General features: G+C 56.8%; 21 protein-coding genes. 8 read left to right on the top strand and 13 right to left on the bottom strand.

The features are described 5' to 3' along the window. Nucleotides 1-3 precede the first annotated feature (3 nt). Complete coding sequence (locus GSQ86_RS16910; protein WP_158751099.1) at nt 4-2,664, top strand: ComEC/Rec2 family competence protein; 2,661 nt, start codon at nt 4-6, stop codon at nt 2,662-2,664. Nucleotides 2,665-2,762: 98 nt separating this feature from the next. Continuing rightward, nucleotides 2,763-3,080 carry a hypothetical protein gene (locus GSQ86_RS16905; protein WP_254062453.1) on the top strand — a complete coding sequence of 106 codons (318 nt, stop codon included), beginning with the start codon at nt 2,763-2,765 and terminating at the stop codon, nt 3,078-3,080. 1 nt (nt 3,081) lies between these two features. On the opposite strand, the gene GSQ86_RS16900 is transcribed toward GSQ86_RS16905, so the two are convergent. From GSQ86_RS16900 to GSQ86_RS16880, 5 genes are read right to left on the bottom strand one after another with little or no spacing between them, the layout of a single operon-like run. Beyond that, nucleotides 3,082-3,852: a DUF3108 domain-containing protein gene (locus GSQ86_RS16900; RefSeq protein WP_254062452.1), complete on the bottom strand. Its 771-nt coding sequence runs from the start codon at nt 3,850-3,852 to the stop codon at nt 3,082-3,084. An 18-nt stretch (nt 3,853-3,870) separates the two neighbouring features. Further along, nucleotides 3,871-4,425, bottom strand: a complete 555-nt coding sequence (locus tag GSQ86_RS16895; RefSeq protein ID WP_158751098.1) for an isoprenylcysteine carboxylmethyltransferase family protein — start codon at nt 4,423-4,425, stop codon at nt 3,871-3,873. Continuing rightward, complete coding sequence (locus tag GSQ86_RS16890) at nt 4,415-5,476, bottom strand: glycosyltransferase family 9 protein (protein WP_254062451.1); 1,062 nt, start codon at nt 5,474-5,476, stop codon at nt 4,415-4,417. The genes GSQ86_RS16895 and GSQ86_RS16890 overlap by 11 nt, the downstream gene beginning before the upstream one ends. A 12-nt stretch (nt 5,477-5,488) precedes the next feature. Further along, nucleotides 5,489-6,478 carry a tetraacyldisaccharide 4'-kinase gene (lpxK, locus tag GSQ86_RS16885; RefSeq protein WP_158751097.1) on the bottom strand — a complete coding sequence of 330 codons (990 nt, stop codon included), beginning with the start codon at nt 6,476-6,478 and terminating at the stop codon, nt 5,489-5,491. After that, complete coding sequence (locus tag GSQ86_RS16880; protein WP_158751096.1) at nt 6,475-7,734, bottom strand: 3-deoxy-D-manno-octulosonic acid transferase; 1,260 nt, start codon at nt 7,732-7,734, stop codon at nt 6,475-6,477. Before GSQ86_RS16880 ends, lpxK begins: the two co-directional genes overlap by 4 nt. A 120-nt stretch (nt 7,735-7,854) precedes the next feature. On the opposite strand from GSQ86_RS16880, the gene GSQ86_RS16875 reads away from it, so the two are divergent. Beyond that, nucleotides 7,855-8,439 (top strand): hypothetical protein, encoded by a 585-nt coding sequence (locus GSQ86_RS16875; protein WP_158751095.1) that lies wholly within the window; start codon nt 7,855-7,857, stop codon nt 8,437-8,439. Between the two features lie 156 nt (nt 8,440-8,595). Here GSQ86_RS16875 and GSQ86_RS16870 read toward each other — a convergent pair whose 3' ends face one another. From GSQ86_RS16870 to GSQ86_RS16855, 4 genes are read right to left on the bottom strand one after another with little or no spacing between them, the layout of a single operon-like run. Next, nucleotides 8,596-9,276: a radical SAM protein gene (locus GSQ86_RS16870; protein WP_158751094.1), complete on the bottom strand. Its 681-nt coding sequence runs from the start codon at nt 9,274-9,276 to the stop codon at nt 8,596-8,598. Between the two features lie 6 nt (nt 9,277-9,282). Then, nucleotides 9,283-9,660: a 6-carboxytetrahydropterin synthase QueD gene (gene queD / locus GSQ86_RS16865; RefSeq protein ID WP_158751093.1), complete on the bottom strand. Its 378-nt coding sequence runs from the start codon at nt 9,658-9,660 to the stop codon at nt 9,283-9,285. A gap of 50 nt (nt 9,661-9,710) precedes the next feature. Next, nucleotides 9,711-9,965, bottom strand: a complete 255-nt coding sequence (locus tag GSQ86_RS16860) for a hypothetical protein (RefSeq protein WP_158751092.1) — start codon at nt 9,963-9,965, stop codon at nt 9,711-9,713. 11 nt (nt 9,966-9,976) lie between these two features. Beyond that, the gene (locus GSQ86_RS16855) at nt 9,977-11,971 is read right to left on the bottom strand and encodes an ATP-dependent DNA helicase (RefSeq protein ID WP_254062450.1); all 1,995 of its coding nucleotides are present in this window, start codon (nt 11,969-11,971) and stop codon (nt 9,977-9,979) included. Between the two features lie 81 nt (nt 11,972-12,052). On the opposite strand from GSQ86_RS16855, the gene der reads away from it, so the two are divergent. Continuing rightward, complete coding sequence (der, locus tag GSQ86_RS16850) at nt 12,053-13,552, top strand: ribosome biogenesis GTPase Der (protein WP_371720669.1); 1,500 nt, start codon at nt 12,053-12,055, stop codon at nt 13,550-13,552. A 38-nt stretch (nt 13,553-13,590) separates the two neighbouring features. Here the strand turns inward: der and GSQ86_RS22870 are convergent, their stop codons facing one another. Next, a complete protein-coding gene (locus GSQ86_RS22870) occupies nt 13,591-13,764 on the bottom strand; it encodes a hypothetical protein (RefSeq protein ID WP_174239987.1) in 174 nt (57 codons plus the stop codon). 77 nt (nt 13,765-13,841) lie between these two features. On the opposite strand from GSQ86_RS22870, the gene GSQ86_RS16845 reads away from it, so the two are divergent. Next, nucleotides 13,842-14,123: a hypothetical protein gene (locus tag GSQ86_RS16845; protein WP_158751091.1), complete on the top strand. Its 282-nt coding sequence runs from the start codon at nt 13,842-13,844 to the stop codon at nt 14,121-14,123. Here GSQ86_RS16845 and GSQ86_RS16840 read toward each other — a convergent pair. Continuing rightward, nucleotides 14,120-14,680, bottom strand: a complete 561-nt coding sequence (locus GSQ86_RS16840; protein ID WP_158751090.1) for an HAD family hydrolase — start codon at nt 14,678-14,680, stop codon at nt 14,120-14,122. The two genes, GSQ86_RS16845 and GSQ86_RS16840, sit on opposite strands and share 4 nt — an antisense overlap. A 30-nt stretch (nt 14,681-14,710) precedes the next feature. After that, complete coding sequence (locus GSQ86_RS16835) at nt 14,711-16,075, bottom strand: M20/M25/M40 family metallo-hydrolase (protein WP_158751089.1); 1,365 nt, start codon at nt 16,073-16,075, stop codon at nt 14,711-14,713. 78 nt (nt 16,076-16,153) lie between these two features. On the opposite strand from GSQ86_RS16835, the gene GSQ86_RS16830 reads away from it, so the two are divergent. The 3 genes from GSQ86_RS16830 (at nt 16,154) to GSQ86_RS16820 (ending at nt 18,361) form a co-directional block, all read left to right on the top strand. Then, on the top strand, nt 16,154-16,924 hold the full coding sequence (locus tag GSQ86_RS16830) for an electron transfer flavoprotein subunit beta/FixA family protein (protein ID WP_158751088.1): 771 nt from the start codon (nt 16,154-16,156) through the stop codon (nt 16,922-16,924). Nucleotides 16,925-16,983: 59 nt separating this feature from the next. After that, nucleotides 16,984-17,268 carry a hypothetical protein gene (locus GSQ86_RS16825; RefSeq protein WP_158751087.1) on the top strand — a complete coding sequence of 95 codons (285 nt, stop codon included), beginning with the start codon at nt 16,984-16,986 and terminating at the stop codon, nt 17,266-17,268. Between the two features lie 112 nt (nt 17,269-17,380). Then, on the top strand, nt 17,381-18,361 hold the full coding sequence (locus GSQ86_RS16820; RefSeq protein ID WP_158751086.1) for an electron transfer flavoprotein subunit alpha/FixB family protein: 981 nt from the start codon (nt 17,381-17,383) through the stop codon (nt 18,359-18,361). Between the two features lie 226 nt (nt 18,362-18,587). Here GSQ86_RS16820 and GSQ86_RS23590 read toward each other — a convergent pair whose 3' ends face one another. Then, a complete protein-coding gene (locus tag GSQ86_RS23590; RefSeq protein WP_254062449.1) occupies nt 18,588-18,770 on the bottom strand; it encodes a GIY-YIG nuclease family protein in 183 nt (60 codons plus the stop codon). Nucleotides 18,771-18,956 lie beyond the last annotated feature (186 nt).

Below are 18,956 nucleotides of genomic sequence, written 5' to 3'. Positions count from 1 at the left end.
CTTATGCCGCAGGCTGCGACCCAACCCGTCCCGTTTTCTCCGGTTACCGCGCCGCTTCGTTTCCACTTTCTGCCGCTGCTCTTTGCGGCTCTCTGCTTTGCGACTGGCATAGTTGGAGTTCACTTTTTCTGGTTCTCGCCAGATCTCCTGCTCATCGGAATTTCACTCTGCGCTGTACTTTCTCTAGTGGCAGTACACACAGCGCAGCGGCTCTCGCTGTTGCCACTTGCAATTCTCTTCCTGTTGCTGGGATCCTTCTGCGCGGAAGCAACACCGTGGCCCGCTCCTCAAGCGCAGCTGACTCAACTTGCAGATGGAACGCCCCACATGGTCGAGGCCAGAGTCATCAGAACCGGACCTCTGCGGCGCATCGAATCTTCGCTCCCCTTCTCGGATAAAGTGCACGAAGAACAAAGTATGCAGCTGCAGGTGAGGATCGCGTCGGCCGATATGCGCCCTGTTGCCGGCGGGATTTCACTCGGCATCTATGCGCAAGTTGAAGTGGCTTTTCCAAAGATCGCATGCGGCGATCGGATACAGGCGAATGTCACGATGCGGCAGCCTGATCGATATCTCGACCAGGGAGTGTGGAATGAGCGCGCTTATATGCTCGATGAAGGCATAGGAGCACTGGGCAGTGTCAAACTATCCGCCTTCAAAGTTATCTCCGCCGCATCGCATGCGTCTCTCACTTGCAGACTTCATTCGATACAGCAAGAGGCCAGCTTACGGTTAATCGCATTCGCCGAGCGGCAATCGACGAAGCTTCCGTCTTTCCTTCGGCTAGATCGCGAAGACGCAACCATGCTGACGGCCATGCTGACCGGAGACCGCAGCTATCTGTCGCGCGGCATACGCACCGGCTTTGAGCGCACCGGCTCGTTTCATCTGCTGGTTGTTTCGGGAATGCACCTTGCGATCTTTGCCGGAATTATCTTCTTTCTTGCAAAAACATTTCGACTTCCACGCGTGACAGCGACACTCGCTACTATTCTTCTTTCTCTCGGCTACGCGCTCTTTACCGGGTTCGGTCATCCGGTACAGCGCTCGTTCTGGATGATCACACTTTTTCTGATCGGAAGACTTTTATGGCGCGATCGCAGCTCCCTGAACGCGATCGGATTCGCGGCTCTCGGCCTGCTTGCTGTAAATCCGCGATTTCTATTTGAAGCCGGCTTTCAGATGACGCTGCTCTCAGTGCTGGCCATAGCTGGCATTGCAGCACCAATCGCGGAAAAAACATTTGCGCCTTATCTCGCGGCGTTACGCGATCTGTGGATGCTCTCCGTCGATCCGAAATTGCCGCCCCGCGTCGCACAGTTTCGGGTGAGTCTACGCCTTGTCGTCGAGCATGCGCGTTTTCTCCTCGGCCGACATGCGGCAAACAGCGTCCCGTTCCTGGTTCGTCTGATACTGCGTGCCACTGAGCTTCTGCTGGTTTCTGTCGTCGTCGAGCTGGTCATATCATTGCCAATGGCGCTCTACTTTCATCGCATTACTGCCGTTGCGCTTCCGGTCAATTTGCTCGTGGTCCCGCTATTGGGAATTCTGCTTCCGTCCGCTATCCTCACGTTGGTGGCCGTATTGCTCGTGCCCGTCGCTGCCTTCGTACCGGCTGCTGTTACTGCGGCACTCCTGCACCTGGTGCTGTGGACCATCCATCTATTTTCGGATTCGATGACAGGTGATCTGCGCATCGCGACGCCATCGGCAATAGCGGTTTCGGTCTGGATGGCTGGAATTGCCCTGGCGATATGGATCATCCGTCAGCGCAGATTCGCCATCTCCATTGCGCTGGCATCGTTGGCCGGAGCGGCTATCGTAGGCATGTTGCCGCACCGCATCCACTATCGCCCGGGTGCGCTCGAAGTTACAACCATCGATGTCGGGCAGGGCGACGCTCTGCTTGTCGTTACTCCTGACGGCAAAACACTGCTGGTCGATGCAGGCGGACTAGCCGGGGCTTCTCCTGAATCGAAATTTGATATCGGCGAAGATGTAGTGTCGCAGCTTTTATGGACGCGCGGTATTCGCAGGCTTGACGCCGTCGCCATTACGCATGCGCATGCAGACCATATCGGCGGTATGCCTGCGGTGCTCGCAAATTTTCGCCCACGCGAGCTATGGATCGGCCGCAATCCCGATTCCCCAGCCTACGATCGACTGTTGCGCGAGACAAAGACACTCGGCATCAAAACGCAACAACATGTTGCAGGGGATGCCTTTCGCTTTGGCAGCGCTGATATTCGCGTGCTCTCTCCATCAGCCGACTACATACCCAAGGGCGCGCCTGCAAATGATGACTCACTTGTGCTGCGCGTGAGCTACAGCCATACGTCCGCGCTGCTCGAGGGCGATGCGGAAGCCCCCAGCGAGAGGCGCATGCTGGCGCTTGGCGGCCTGCACTCTGACCTGCTGAAAATCGGACATCACGGCAGCAAGACGTCTACCACACCTGAATTTCTGTATGCGGTCGCTCCCGAATACGCGGCGATTTCTGTGGGACGACACAACTACTACGGCCACCCAAAGATGGAAACGCTGAACAAGCTGGAGGACGCGCATGTTCGCACCTGGCGCACCGATCTGCTCGGCGCATCTACGTTTTATCTCGATGGAAGAAACGTGACCGCTGCTGCGTGGGATCCGGCACCTGCACGATAAGAGTGCCAATTCAGGCACGTCCGACATCTTTTCCGTTTGCTGCGCATCTCCAGCGTTGTACGATGCGTGCAAGCAAGCCCGCCAATGGAGGACAAGCAATGGGCCCAGGCGAAGTGAATGCTGACCGCGACCTGCTACATAACCAGCACAATTCTTCTACAAGCGAAACCCCACAGCAGACCCCGGAAGAGCTACGCGAAGAGCAGCGGAAAATACGCCGTCTGCAGATCATGATGAACATGGTGATGTCAGTCATCAGCCAGGATACAACCCTGACAGTAGATGAGGCCGCCGAGATGGTGGCTGACAGTCGACGCGCCGCACTCGCCATGTTTCCGGATAAGGAGCTGGCCTACAACCTGATCTACAAGCCGCGCCTGCAGCGGCTGATGCGCGAGCGCTACCGAATCCAATAACTTACTTCTGATCGATATTGGTGAGCTGGAAGGTAATGGTTCCCCAGAAGAGACGCGCACGCATTTGCACCGGAATGTGGCGCTCGTCGTCTGTGTACCAGATCCAGATATTTCCGCGATTTTTCACTACGCCAGCGTCCGCCAGCGGCTGAACGCGGACGGTTTGATAGGTGCCTGAAGGCGTCTTGATCGATTCCTTGTCTTCCGCCTTCATGGTGACAGGAATATTTTTCCCCGCGTCAAAAACGGGAACCACAAAGCTCTGTCCAGCCTGTAGTGGCTGTGTGGCCGTGTAAAAAATGGCGGAAAGAAGATCGGTTACGCAAGATGGAATCGAGGACTCCTGATGCTTGCTGATTCCTGAGACGAGATTCTTCTCATCGAGGATCGCCTTACTCTGGGCATAGTTGAATTTCAGATCGCTGTTCACCTGGCGCCGGCCTTCGATCAGCTGCTTGCTGAACCCAATCGAACAGCCCGTACGCCGATTGAACGATGACTGAAAGCGGTCACTGACGCGATAGATGAGGTTGACCGCACCAATGGAATCGCCCGTGACTGTAATGCGCTGCACATCGCCATCGGCTTCCTGCCGGAACGTTACCGTGCCTGCAGGAAAAACACGCCAATCGACGGTATAGGTGAGCGATTGTCTTGCCGGAAGTCCCAAGCCGGGATGGGGAGCAGGCAACGGCGGCGCATTTTGCGCACGGGCACCCGCCAGCAACGAAAAGCAAAGAACAATGGGAAGAAGTCTACGAAGCCAGGTCAATATCCGTGCTCACTCTTTTTAGTGCTTGAAAAAGATTCTGAGGGCAAGCACAGCATAGATGGCCGTTGCACCCATAAGAGCATTGTACTCGCGGTGTTTGCGGTACAAAGGAAAAGAAAACCGCCCCGGTTCGCTATCTGCCACGCGGGCCGGGCGTAAACGCGGCAACAAACGCGGAACACTAGCGGCATAGGCATCAAAATCCGGAAATTTCGAGCGCAAAAAGGCTTCCTCCGAGCGGATGACGGGAATGTAGATCAACGCAAAGAGCAACGCCAGCAGCACGACGATGATGACGCTCTTCGACGCTGCCGCAAACCCGAAGGCGATGAGCATGGAGCCGAGATAGAGCGGATTCCGTGTGTAGGCATAGGGACCGGTCATCGTCAGCTCGGCGTTCTTCTTCACGTATCCAGCAGCGTAGCCTCGCAGCCATAGCCCGGGCACAACCATCAGCAGGCTCCACGCCATGGAGATGAGCGTGGGTCGAGCCAGCCATAAATACACACCGGCAAAAACAAATCCCATCGGCACGCGAATGCGGCGCGCGATTCGGCTCCAGTCAGCGGCCATCGGGGAATAACTCCATTGCAGCGCTCCATACTTCATCAGGCGAAATTGTCAGTAATCCGGCCTCGGGCTCAGCGCGGCGGCTGTGGTCGCGCTTGCTTTCCGGATGCCGAAGCACGCGGAAAGCACCGCCAAAAGGACCATTGCGCGCCGGGTCCGTAGGACCGAAGATGCCGACCACAGGCTTGCCGAGAGCCGATGCGAGATGCAGCGGACCGGTATCGCCGGCAATCACCAGCGAAGCGCGCCGCATAAGCGCGATCAACCCATCCAGCGCTGGCGAAAGCGGCAATGCAATATTTCCGCTCGTCGCATTCACTTCCGTTGCCAGCATTTCCTCTCCAGGGCCGGAGTTGATGACCACTCCATAGCCTATTTCTGAAAATCTGCGAGCCATTTCGCCGTAGCGCTCTGTTGGCCAGCGCTTCGCCCCCCAGCCCGCGCCGGGGTTCAGGATCACGAATGGCTTTCCATCAAACGCCGCAAGACTGGCATCACAATACCGCTCGGCTGCTTCACTTACAGGCAGCCACGGCAGCATGACTGGAAGCTGTTCGTGGGCCACTGCGTTCGTTACTTCTATCGCCTGTTCGATGACGTGCGTACCAGTTGTCGGTATTTGCTCGTCGAAAAGATAACGAGCTGCCCATTCCCGCGGCTTCTCTTCACCGATCAGCCGCTTGGGATGCGCCCACCTGCCCAGTACAGCCGACCGCACGGCTCCCTGCAGATCAACGCAGATATCGTAACGCGCAGCGCGCAGTTCATGCCGGGTGCGACGAATATCTTTGATCGTTTCCGCACGCAGGGGATGTCGTCCCCAGTCCTTCGCCGGCACAATATGCAGCCGGTCTACGATAGGCATTTCGTGGCTTATCGCCTTCACACAGGATGCTGCGAGCAATCCTCGCCACTGCGGTTCCACGGCCCAGCCAATAAACCACTCAGGATGCGCAGCACGCAGCGCCGTGACGGCCGGCAGAGCGTGAAGAATATCGCCCATAGCGCCCAGCCGTACGATGAGTACTCGCAACTGCTGACTTTCTGTTGACAAACTTTGATTTTCTCACAAGGAACGAGAGAAAACTGCGGGCAGAAGCCGTTCAAGCTCAGACCATGCGGCGGCTTCGTTTTGCAGAACGGCCTCCAGACGAGCGATCTGCAGAGGCGCAACCGCTGAGAGGCTATCTCGCTGCGCCGGTGTTAAGCGGACCCAGTCCTTCTCTGTAGTAAGAAAAGCCTGCGCCGAGTTTGCCCGCGCCTTCGTAATCAGCTGCTGCATATCACGCTCGCTGTAGCGATGATGATCGCGAAAGGCATGCGTCGCCACAGCTGCGATCGCCTCTCTTCGCAGCGACTGAAAAAACTCTTCCGGACGCGCGATGCCGCAGAAAGGCAGCACGCTTCCCGTGTCCGGTCGAACTGTGAGTGAACGTCTTATCCACCAGACGGGCTTCTTGATTCCTCGCTGGGCCAATTGATTCTCAAGCTCAGCATCTTCTTCGCGCAGGACCAGAATCGACGCTCGACGCAAGGCGCTCAGAGGCTCTCGCAAACGGCCGGAAGGCAGCAGGCTCTCCCTTAAATCGCTGCTATGGACGACCGCTATATTTACATTTCTTGCCAGCTTGCGATGCTGAAAACCGTCGTCGAGCAGGTGAACCCCGGTGCTGGATTGTTCATTTTCTGCCAGACGACCCGCATCGTACCGGCTCGCGCCCACATACACCGGAACCTGAGCTGACTGCGCAATGAGCAAAGGCTCATCACCAAAGCGTTCTGCGCTTCCGGCAGGATCGACGCGCTCGATGGCGTGTGAGCTGCGTCCGTATCCACGCGAAAGCACGTCGACGTGAATTTTGTGTTGGGTGAAGAGCTTTGCCAGTGCGATCACCAGCGGCGTCTTTCCTGATCCGCCAACAGAGATATTTCCGACGCTGATGACCGGCCACCGCAGCTTATCCGGATGCGCCCAGCCGTGATCGTAGGCAGCATTTTTCGCTGCGATCGCGGCGGCATACAGCGGTACCAGCGGAAGCAGAGCGCGTTGTATCATTGCCTACTCTCCACAACTGCCGATAACGCATCGACGGCGCGCGCGGTCGCTCCCGCTTCCGATATGAAGACTGCATAGCCGCGCGCTCCCATCGCCAATGCAGCCTCTTCGTCGCGAAAAAGCTCGTCCAGCGCTTCTTTCAACGATGGCGGTTCGACAATGCGAATGCCATCATCGAGCCTCAGCCTATCGACGATTGCGCGAAAATTCGCATAGTGCGGCCCCATCACCACCGGAATACGAAACTGCGCCGCTTCAAGAGGATTGTGACCACCGGCAGCCACCAGGCTTCCGCCAACAAACGCGACGGTTGCCAGCGAATAGACGGAGGCCAGCTCGCCGATCGAATCAAGCAGAAAGACCGTCCCGGACGTAATCGGCGCAGGCGCAGTCATCCACTGCGAACGCCGCACCCACGGTCTGCCGCTGCGTTGGAGCATTTGCGCCACGGCATCGAACCGTTCAGGATGACGGGGAGCAATCACGATCAGAGCATCGGCTGGCGCGGCAGCGATCAGCATGCTTTCCTCGCCCTCGAGCGTACTTCCGCAGACGAGGACCTTCGTGCCATCCGCGATTTGCATTGCCAGAGCCTGCGTTACCGCAGCGGGCGCAACGGAACGAACGTCGAATTTCAAGTTACCGCCATAGCGCACATTCGCGGCGCCGATGGCTTGCAGCCTCTTTACATCGGTGTCACTTTGAGCGAGTACGAGCGAAAGGCCGTCGAGCAGATGTCTCCACAAGAAGCGCAGCCGCAAATAGCGTGGCCATGAGCGATCCGAGATACGCGCATTGACCGCGGCGATCGGTATCCGCGAGCGGCGACATGCAATAAGAAGGCGCGGCCAGAACTCGGTCTCCATCAGCACCAGCATGCGCGGTTGCAGAGCGCGAAGATATGCCCGTACCGCGAAGGCAAAGTCCAGCGGGAAGTAAAAAACATTCTCAGCGCCGAATCGTTGCAGTGCGAGAGCCTGTCCAGTTTTTGTCGTAGTCGAGATAACGATTCGCCAGCCTGGCAATCGCGCTTTTAGCTCCTCGATCATGCGCGAGGCGGCGAGCAGTTCACCAACCGAGACGGCATGCACCCATATCACTGGATCGCCCGTCCTGGTCCGCAGACGGCGAGGCACGAAACCCAGCCGTTCGCTTAGTCCTTCGCGGTATTTCCCGCTGGTAAGCATCCTGAAAAGCCAGTACGGCGAGCCCACGACGAGCACAAGAGCGAGGGCCAGGCTGTAGAGAAACAGCATCCGCTTACCAATCTCACTTTACTGAAGTCTTAACCGTTGATGATAATCGTCCACAGGATGATGCGCGTACGATCTTTTCTATCTCTGGCACTACTGGCTTCCTGCTGTGTTGGAAACTCATTGGCTTTCGAACATGCTCCCCAACAGGCGAAAGACGCTGCGACTTATCCCGCAGTCGATATCCACCAGAACGAGCACGTGGCCATCGCCGCGGTCCCATACAACACGGAAGAGCAGATCAAGACCTTTCGCGTGAACTATCTCGATCACCAGTTCCTTCCCATCCGCATCATCATTACCAATAATGGCGACCGCCCCATATCGCTCAATGACGTTCGCATCAACTTCATTCCCGCCCACGGTGAACGTCTTCCCGCAGCTGAAGCGGGTGACATTGAGCGCCGCATCTCACTCCGAGACAAAGAGGGGGAACATATCCCCGTCGGCCCAATCAAGCTGCATACCAAACCCAAGACACCAAACCGCAAAGTGGAAGAGGATTTTTCAGAATTTGAATATGCAGCCCTCGTAGTGGAACCGCACACCACGCGCGCCGGATTCCTCTTCTACGACATTCAGGGATTAGGCAACGCGCCGTTGAAAGGCGCTAAGCTGGTCTTCCGTGAGATTAAAGACGCTGACGGCAAAGAGTTGTTCTATTTCGAAATTCCGTTCGACAAGTACCTGCAAACGCAGCCGCAGTGAGGCAGATCGGCTTAATTCAATTTTTGAAATAAGCCGCCCGTCATTCTGATCCGCAGGCGAAGAATCTCTAATGAAGCGGGCTTGAGATTTTTCCTTCCTTCGGTCGTCAGAATGATGGATATTTTGTGATGAGAATAAAGTCTTGACGTGCCGCTTCTAAACACCCTTTTTCTGAGGCTCCCAGATATACTTGTGAATCTGCAGGCTCAGCCGCGCTTCCAGCCCATCGGCGAGCAGCCATTCCACCAGCTCACGCGGATCGAGCATGCAGTTTTCCGTGCTTCGAACTGGCGTTGGCGTCTTAATAAACGCAGGTGACAGCAGCACGGAACCAGCGCGGGTTTCGAGCGAGTGCTCGCGAATAAAATCGCGGGCAAACTCATAATCACCACGATTCGTGATGACGAACTTCACCTCATCCCGCTTTGTCAGAAAGTCGAGATTGCTCATACGAAAGCTGTCGCCCTCGCCTGAGCCAGGACATTTCACATCGACGATCTTGTGCACAGCCGCAGGCACACGATCCAGAGGCCGCTCGCCGCTGGTCTCGATCATCAGTTCGTAGCCGGATGTCAACAGCCGCTCCATCAGCGGAATCAGCTCGCGCTCCTGCAACAGAGGCTCGCCGCCGGTAAACTCGACCAGCTTCACCGGAGCCAGCTTCTCTACCTCGGCGACAACCTCGTCTTCAGACAGCTTGTAGCCGCCTTTGAACGTATACTCCGAGTCGCACCAGGAGCAACGCAGATTGCATCCTGCGAGCCGCACAAAGATGCACGGCCGGCCGGCAAAGCTCGATTCGCCCTGAACAGATTTATAAATTTCGATCAGATACAAGGCAGGTTACTCGTAGTACGTCGCCGTGGTGGTGTCGGTCTCGTAGATGGTGCAGTCTTTTACGTGCACGCGGCCATCGGTCATTTCGGCGAGCTGCTTGTTCGTCTCGTCGTAAAAGTATCGCGCGAGATTTTCGGCCGACGGATTGATCTCCGTAAACGGCTCCAGGTCGTTCAGCATCTGGTGATCGATGCGATCGATGACCGGGAGCATGACATGCTTCAGTTCCTTGAAGTCCAGCAGTAGACCGGCGTGGTCCAGCCGCTCCCCGCGCAGCGTGATGCGCACCTTGTAATTGTGGCCGTGCGGATTCTCGCACTTGCCCTTGTAATTGCGCAGGTAGTGTCCTGAGGAAAACCCGCGCTCTACAGTTACTTCATACATGCTTGCTTAGCTCTCTCGGGCAGAAATGCCCTTCTCTATTGTAACGTTTCTCAGCGGCGGGGCCTGCGGCTGCGCTCCTGGTAGCGTTTCTCCTCAGCACGGCGATCCACCTGTTCAAACATGGCCGTCATCACACCGCAGAGGGCCACAATCAGGCCGCCTACCGTTAGAAATAAGGCGGTTGTTGCCCATAAGGTTCCGTTGCCTGGCAACCCGGTTTGTGACCGGCCAACGAACGTCATACCAAAAGAAATCAGGGCAAACAGCAGCAGCGTTCCAGCGAGAATGTAGAGGTTCCGGGCCATACTTCCTTGCTCTATGCTAACGAACCGGGCTTGTGAAAGAAATCACTGACCGCGGCCATATCCTGCGTGATGCGATAAGGCGGCAGGCTGTCGAGGAAAACGCGCCCATACCTCTGCCGCTGAATGCGCGGATCGAGCAGCATCAGCACGCCGCGATCTTCAAGCGAGCGGATCAGTCGCCCGAAACCCTGCTTCAGCGTAATTACCGCCGACGGCACCTGGTATTCAAAAAACGGACTGCCACCGCCCTCTTCAATCGCGCGCATGCGCGCCTGCACCACCGGATCTGTCGGCACAGCAAACGGCAGGCGGTCGATGATGACGCAGCTCAGTGCCTCGCCCTGCACATCCACACCCTGCCAGAAACTCGACGTACCGAAGAGCACAGCATTCGGCGTCGTACGGAACTCCTCAATCAAGGCTCGACGCGGCGCATTCCCCTGTAGCAGCAGCGGATACGGCACTTCCATCAACAAACGCTCATAGATATCCCGCATCTGTTGATAGCTGGTGAAAAGACAGAAAGCGCGGCCTTCGGAAAACTCCAGCACGCGGCGGATATGCTTCGTCGCCTGATCCTGAAAATTTGGATCACGCGGGTCTGGCATATCCGGAGGCAGATAAAGAAGCGCCTGTTCACCATATTTGAAGTGCGACGGCACCACCAGTTCGCGCGCATCGCGCATACCCACGCGCTTGCGAATATGCTCGAATCCGCTCTGCACCGTGAGCGTTGCCGAGGTAAGAATTACGCTGGGGAAATTCTCGAAGAGCAACTCATTCAAGAGCTGCGACACATCAATCGGCGTCGCCTGCAGATACGTGTTGCGACCCGCCTCACGCGCTCGTCCGGCATTGCGGCGCTCCAGCCAGAAGACGGTATTACGATCGTCGGCTTCCATCAGGAACTTCAAGTGCTCGCGCACATCCGCCGCGCGCTTCTTCAACCCTGGAGCCTCTTCTACACCGCGTACCCGCTCCAGTTCGCCCTCCAGCCGATGCAGCGCATTCATCAGCGCAATGTAAAGATCGCCCTGTGTTTCCAGAAATTCTTCGCGATTGCCGAACTGCATGCGACCTTCGCCGCTCGCGCTCATTGGCAGAGCGCCGAAGAACATCCGCGCCCGCTCACGCACCAGCTGCGAGGCTGACTGCAGACCGCTGCTCAAAGCCTGCTTCGAGCGCAGCATCGTTTCCAGATCGCGCGCCAGCTCCTCAAAGCGCACATTGCTCAAGCTGATGCCAAAATAGCTCGATGCCACATCTTCCAGCTCATGCGCCTCGTCAAAGATCACCGCCGCCGCATCCGGCAGCACGCCTGCATCGGGCGCGGCCTTGGCCTGCTGCTTGATGGCCAGATCAGCAAAAAAGAGATGGTGATTCACGATGACGACATCGCTTTCCGCCGCTTTACGGCGCATCTCCGTAATGAAGCAGCGCTCATAGTTAGGACAGCTCTGTCCCAGGCAGGCATCGCTGCGCGCATCCAGCTTTCCCCATACCGCGCTCGTCTCCGGCAGCGAATCGATCTCGGCTCGATCGCCGGTTTCAGTCGTCTTCTCCCACTCGGCAATCGTGCGATACTGCTCAATTTCTTCCAGGCCATTCAGAATCGGCTGGTCGCGCAGTGCGTATAACTTATGGCGGCAGAGATAGTTAGCTCGCCCCTTCATGTACGTAACGCGCAATGGCCCGAGTAGCGATTCGAGGAACGGCACGTCCTTGAAGTAAAGCTGCTCCTGCAGATTCTTCGTTCCCGTCGAGATAATGACCCGCTGCCCGGTTCGCAACGCAGGTAGCAGATAAGCCAGCGTCTTGCCAGTTCCCGTTCCGGCCTCTACGATCAGGTGCTTGTGCTCTTTCAGGGCGCGTTCCACAGCCTGCGCCATCTCCAGTTGCCCCTTGCGAAACTCGTATGGCAGGCTCGAACGCGACAGCACTCCGCCCGGAGCGAAGAAGTCGTGGAGCGATGGCAGCGCGGGCGTAGTTTGGGTGTCTAATGGCACAGGCGAAATTCCAGCGAAGTCTGGTTTCTATAATAGACAAGTGTTCGCCTTCACAGCGCGTCACCGTAAAGGAGCAAGAATTTGAGCACCAGGAAAAACGCGACGCGCAGAACCCGCCCTGCCAAGATTAAGAACCCACAGTCGGCTGAATCGGCAGCAGAACCTCTGTTTGCCATCGTAGGCCGCCCAAACGTGGGTAAGTCCACTCTTTTCAATCGCCTCACCGGATCGCGCCGCTCCATCGTGGGAGATGAGCCGGGCATTACCCGCGACCGCATCTACGGCGAAGTGGAGTGGGAAGGCCATGTTGCCCGTCTAGTCGATACCGGCGGCATTGTCCCGGACGAGGAAGCATTGATTCCGGTGGAAATCTTTCGCCAGGCGCGGGTAGCACTCGAAGAGGCACAGGCCATTGTCATGGTCGTCGACGGACGCACCGAGTTGGCCGCACCCGACATCGACCTAGCCCGCTTGCTGCAAAAAACCGGCAAGCCGCTCTTTCTGGCTGTGAACAAGATCGACGTCGAAGCACTCGACGCTGGAGCCGAAAACTTCCGCCGCCTTGGAATCAAAAATCTCATCCCCATCTCCGCCGAACACGGACACAACATCGGCGATTTGCTCGATGAGGTCTTCGCCGTCCTCACCTTTCCTGAAGCCGAAGAAGATCTGCCAGAACCCATCGAAGAGAAATCTGCGAAAGAAGCACCGCAGGAAGCGCCGCAGGAAGCGCCGCATCGCACACACGGCGAGTTCCAGCAGCATGAGACCCGCGTCGCTATCATCGGCCGCCCGAATGTCGGCAAATCGACCCTGCTCAATGCCATGACCGGCTCCTCCCGCGCGATCGTTTCGCCCGTCGCAGGCACCACGCGCGATGCCGTCGACGAAGTCATCGAACACGCAGGACAGCAGCTTCGCATCGTCGATACGGCGGGCATCCGACGCAAAGGCAAAACGCATTTGATGGCTGAGAAGTTATCGGTGGTCATGGCGCGCAAGCATCTCGAAGCGTCGGACGTAGCGCTGCTTATCATCGATGCCACCGAAGGCGTTACCGCTTCCGATGCAACCATTGGCGGCTACGCGCACGAGAGCGGCCGGTCGGTCGTCATCGTCGTCAACAAGTGGGATTTAGTCACTTCGAAGCGCACGGATGGCAAGCCTCCCGCCGACCGCGCTATTTTCGAAGAGCAACTACGCCGCACCCTCAAATATCTGAACTATGCGCCGGTTCTCTTCATCTCCGCTGCCGAAGGCACGAATGTTCATCGCGTGCTCGATGCCGTCATCCGCGTAGCCGCAGAGCGTCGCAAGCGCGTCTCCACCGGCCAGATGAATCGCTTTCTCGAACGCGTCGATTTCCAGCGCGCCAGTGTGCCGATGGCAAAAAAGGTGCGCATCTTCTACATGACACAGGCAGCAGTGGCACCACCTACGTTCATCCTCTTCACCAACCGCGACGTGAAGCTGCACTTCTCTTTCGAGCGCTTTCTCGAAAATCAGATTCGCGAAGCCTTCGGGTTTGAAGGCTCACCGATATGGTTCAAGATACGCGCACGCAACAAGGAGAGCGATTAATACCGAAGCGACCTCTGACCGCGAGCGCTTGCCGATAGCTATTCCTCGCGGTTCATGATTTCGCTGAGTGTTGGCTTGTGCTTGGCCTTACGGCGTTCCTCGCGCGGCTTGTCTTCAATCACGCGCTCGGCTTTGGGCTGTCCAACACGTTCGCGTGCGTTGGCTTTGACTGCCTTTACTGTTGAAAACTTTTTAGCTTTCTTCTTTACCATGTGTGCTCTTTGACAGCGCGGTTTCCAGCTACCGCCTCAGTATGAAATACTTTCGAAGTTGATAGGGGTGATTTGCTATGGAAGAACGTGATTTTTTCAACGAGCAGAATGAGCAGCGCACCCATACGCTTACCTGTCCGCATTGCGGAAAGGCAGAGGAGTATCAGCTTGCGTGGCTGGTGCGCCGCAAGCGTCCCTCGCTGCCGCGTCATGCCGATGAGCGCGATCGCGCACGCTTTGCCAAGGCGCAATCGTACATGGTGCGTAAAGACGATCAGGTAGCGTGCAAAAATATTCGCTGCCGGAAGCGGTTTGAAGTCGCTGGGATTCAGTCGGTGGCGTTTCTGCAGTCTGCCTAAGCCAGCGCTCGCGGAATCGCTTCTTCCCAGCGGCCCTGCGCCTTCAGGATCAGCTCAATCACTTCGCGGGCTGAACCCTCTCCGCCGCGTGTGATTGTGACGAAGTGGCAGGCGGCTTTCAGCTCCGGCGCAGCATCGGCTACGGCAACAGCAAGTCCGGCACGTTGGGCCAGCGGCATGTCGGGAAGATCGTCGCCCATGTAGGCGACTTCTTCCTCGGTGACTCCAGCCTTCTGCATGCACTCTTCAAACGCAGCCACCTTTTTTGCCTGACCGAGGTAGACATAGTCGACGGTAAGCTCTTTGGCGCGCTGCTGCACGGCTGGCGATTTGCGCCCGGTAATAAATCCGGTCTTGATGCCCATCGTGTTCGCCAGCTTCAGGCCCATGCCGTCTTTCGAATTAAAAATCTTCATCTCGGAAACAGGGCCGCCATCAGGCAACGAGATGAGGCACACACCGCCATTGGTAAGCGTGCCGTCCACGTCCATAAGAAAGAGACGGATTTTTTTCGCACGCTCAAGGAGGGAGGCAGGCCACTGCTGATCTTCTGACATATTTCGATTCTACCTTTTCACTTCGCCCAGCTATTTTGCTTCTTTCCCTGACTTGAGTGTCTTCAGATCGGCCTTCGCATCCACTCTGCTCAGCCGATACATGAGCAGCGCGTCGCGCTCCGTATTGATCGGCTGCGCCGAAAGATCGACGGTCTCGCCGGGTGCATGCGCGCCGTCGCCCGTAGCTCCAATCCCTGCGAGTCCGGGTAGATATTCCGCAACGAAAGAGATGTCGCCGGCGCCGCGCTTCATCGGATCGAGTTCCGGCATTTCAGTGAAGCCGAGACTCTTATTCGCGCCATTCAGTATTTTCAGCAGGGCGCGGCTATCTTCCGTGGGAGCCATCGCCGGATATCCTTCCCCAAACTCGATGGTTGCGTTGGTCTTAGGAAGATGCTGGGCGACGATGGCTTTCATCTTTGCTTCAACGCGGTCGCTCTGGTCGTTGGAGATGGTGCGGATATCGCCGCTGGCGTATGCCGTTGGCGAGATGACGTTGTCTTTGCCGGTAGCGCTGCCCGATATTCCCTCTGAGCCTACATCGACTGTCGTGCCGCCGAGGACGAGACCGACATTATAGGTCAGATATTTTTCCGGAAGCTGCGTGCGGAAAGTGTCGAGGATGCGGGCTACTTCGTAGATGGCCCCGTAACCTTTGCTGTCAGAGAAAATTCCAGACGAGTGGCCGGTTTCTCCTGTCGCCTTGAGATGCCACGTGATAGAGCTGCGGCGGCTCACGCTGCCGTAGTAAACGCCATCCACACGCGGAGTACCTTCGAACTCGAGCGCCACGTCGCTGTGTTTGGCTGCGGCGATCATGTCGCGGCGCGAAATGCTGGCCGGCTCGCCATGCGCTTCTTCATCGCCGCTGAGAACGATGGTGATTTCAGTCTGCTTCAGGACATTTGCGGCCTGCATCGCTTTAAGCGCGTACAGCATGATGACGAGGCCGCCCTTCATGTCATTCGTGCCGGGACCGGTGGCGATGTGACCGTTGACTGTATACGTCTGGAACGGGCTGTCTTTTTCGAAGACCGTGTCCATGTGGCCGATGAGCAGCATGCGCTTGCCGCACTTGCCCGGCTCCGGACAGGGGTGCTCGGCTACGAGTACACCGGCGCGCTTGACCTCGTCCATCGGTATCCACTGAGTCTTGAAGCCAAGGTCTGTGAGCTGGCCCGAAATGATTTTGCCGACGGTGCGGACGCCTTCAAGATTGCGCGTGCCGCTGTTGATTTCAACCAGCTGTTTGAGGAGGTCATTCGAAGCCTGCTCGTTGGCCTTGATGTAGCTGACCATGGCCTGCTCTGGAGCGGAGAGCTGCTGCGCAAATGCGAAAGTCGCCGACGAGACGAACGCAATTGTTCCGATGGCGGCCAGTATTTTCTTTTGCATGATGACAAGGAGAATAGCATCGGATACGAGCCGATTCGCTTGTGGATTGCCTGATTCGATATACTGGCGCGTTCACCTATGAAGATTCTTGTCTGCATCAAACAGGTCCCGCAAAAAGATGCTCCGCTGAAGCTGAACGAGTCCGGCACATGGATTCGAGAGGATGTCTCCTACGAAGTCAACGAGCCGGATGCCTACGCGCTCGAAGAAGCGCTGCGTCAGAAGGAAAAACATGGCGGCGAAGTGGTCGTGATCACTGCCGGGCCTGCCCGATCGCAGCAGGTGCTGCGCGAGGCGCTGGCTAAGGGAGCCGACCGGGCCATTCATCTCGAGGACGACAAGTTTGTGCAGCTGGACTCGACCAATACAGCGCGGGCGATCGCTGCCGCCGTGGCGGAGGAGAATTTCGACCTCATCGTCACCGGGCTGCAATCGGACGACTTTGGCGCGGCTCAGACGGGCGTTCTCCTGGCTGAAATTCTGGGGCTGCCGCATGCCACGATCATCATCGGCATTGAAAAAACCGATTCCGGCCTCCACCTGAAAAGAGAATTAGAGGCCGGCCACTACCAGTATGTCGACCTGCCGACACCTGCGGTGCTGACCATCCAGAGCGGCATCAATAAGCTGCGCTACGCGAGCCTGATCGGCATCAAGCAGGCCAAGAACAAGCCCCTCCGAAAGGTTGCGTGGGCAGAGGTTGAGCCGAAACTGAGCAAAAACCTGCAGCAGATTGAGCGGCTGTATGTGCCGGTAAAACAGAAAAAGACTGAAATGATCGACGGACCGGCTGCCGAAGTGGCGCGCAAGGTAACGGAATATCTCAAAAACACCGCGCGCGTGATTTAATGGTTGCCATAGAATTTTCGCCATTTTTTGACGCTATTTTTTAGGAGATTGAGAGCACGATGGCCAACACGAATATCCCTGCTGAAGAACGCGCCCTGACGCCCCGTGACGTAGAAGCTTTGGACAAGCGCCGCCAGTGGGGGCTGACCTTCCAGGTAATTGCCGGGCAGTTTGGTTTCTTCGCTATTCTGCTGACGGTGTGGTCAGGCCAGGACGCCACGTATTCGCCTGGCGCAGTCCATCCCATGCTCTACTACAACATCTTTACCGGCGTGCTGGCGGTTGTTTTTGGCATGTACGGCACGTATTTGAAGCGTGGCCGGTCGGAGTTTGCCAGCCTGTAAGGGTCGTCTCCCACCCTTTCGCAAAAAAAACGCGAAAGAATTGGGGCACCCAGATTTTCTTTCCTATAGATTTGAATCGACCAAGGGGAGCTACGGCTCCCCTGAGGTGTGTATGGCAGACACTATTCTTGTCGTTGCGGAACAGCGGGAAGGCAAGCTGAACCGCGTTTCCTTTGAAACCATTGCGGGCGCACAGGCTATCGCAAAAGAAATGGGCTGGACCGTCGAGGTTGTGCTCGCGGGCAGCGGCATCGCGTCGCTCGCGCAGGAACTGGCGGGTAAAGCTGTAGTTCGCGTCTACGCGCTGGAGGCCCCGGTGCTGGCGACATACACCTCCGACGCTTATGTTTTTGCGCTGAAGCAGCTCATTCAGGACAAGCAGCCGAAGCTGGTGCTCTTTCCGCATACCTATCAGGTGCGCGACTTTGCCCCCCGCCTGGCGCTTGCACTAGGGCGGACTCTCATTGCGGACGCCATTGGCTACAAGCACGAGAATGGCAAGCTGCTGTTTACCCGGCAGATGTTTCAGGGAAAGTTTGCCGCGGATGTCTCGTTCGGCTCCGACGGCCCGTGGCTGGCGACCTTCCAGATAGGCGCGTTTCGCGGAGACCAGGCGGAAGGATCGGCCACCGTCGAGAACATTTCCGCTGCGGTTGCCGATGGCCCGGCACGTGTCACGCCACACGAAGTTTTTCAGGAAGCGAAGCAGGCGGTCGATCTTTCACAGTCGGAGGTCATCGTCGCTGTGGGACGCGGCATCAAGGAGCAGAAAAACCTCGCACTGGCCGAAGAGCTGGCCAAGGCGCTCGGCGGCGAGGTGGCGGCTTCACGGCCTATCTGCGATAACGGCTGGCTGCCGCTAGAAAGGCAAATTGGCAGCTCCGGGCAGACTGTCGCTCCGAAGCTCTATTTCGCGCTGGGGATCAGCGGGGCGATCCAGCACATCGTCGGCATGAAGGGCTCAAGCACGATTGTGGCGATCAACAAAGACCCTGAGGCTCCGATCTTTGAGATTGCCGATGTGGGCGTGGTGGGGAATCTGTTCGATATTGTGCCTGCGTTGACTGAGGAGATTAAGAAGGCTAAGGCTTAAGCTATCCGTAAGGCGCGTCATTCTGACCCTGAACGTAGTGAAGGGGAAGAATCCATGGGAAGCTGAATGCGGCCTTGCTGCCGTTCGTTTTCTTCGTGGATACTTTGATGTGGCATCAGCATCTGTCTTCCCCAATGGATCGCTAGATCACGCCACTCCGGATTTTTCGATTCAATCAGTTCCAGCTTCTTCGCCCTGGTCCACCCTTTGATCTTCTTTTCGCGATCTATGGCCGAAGTGATGTCGCCGAACTCTTCAAAATAAACCAGACGATTGCAACTATATTTTGACTCGAAGCCGGATTTGATACGCTGCGGTGTTCCAGCACTCGGTTATAAAGATTACTTGTAACTCCTGTGTAGAGCGTCCCGGTTCGACCGCAGAGAATATATACCCAGCCTCGTCTCATGGAATTGAGATTAATCGGATGTCATCCTGAGGGCAGTGAAGAATCTATGTGAACTGTTTCCAGCGATAAATTTAAGTTTGCAGAACGAGTTTTTCTGGAAAACAATTTTGTCAGAAGCCGTATGGAGTATAGGTAGTGTCTGCATCTTATGGATTCTTCGCTACGCTCAGAATGACGCGTCTTTGT

Source organism: Acidobacterium sp. S8 (genome assembly GCF_009765985.1).
Lineage (GTDB): Bacteria > Acidobacteriota > Terriglobia > Terriglobales > Acidobacteriaceae > Alloacidobacterium.
Note: the sequence above shows the minus strand (reverse complement) of the source record. Positions and strands in the feature narration are given on the sequence as shown.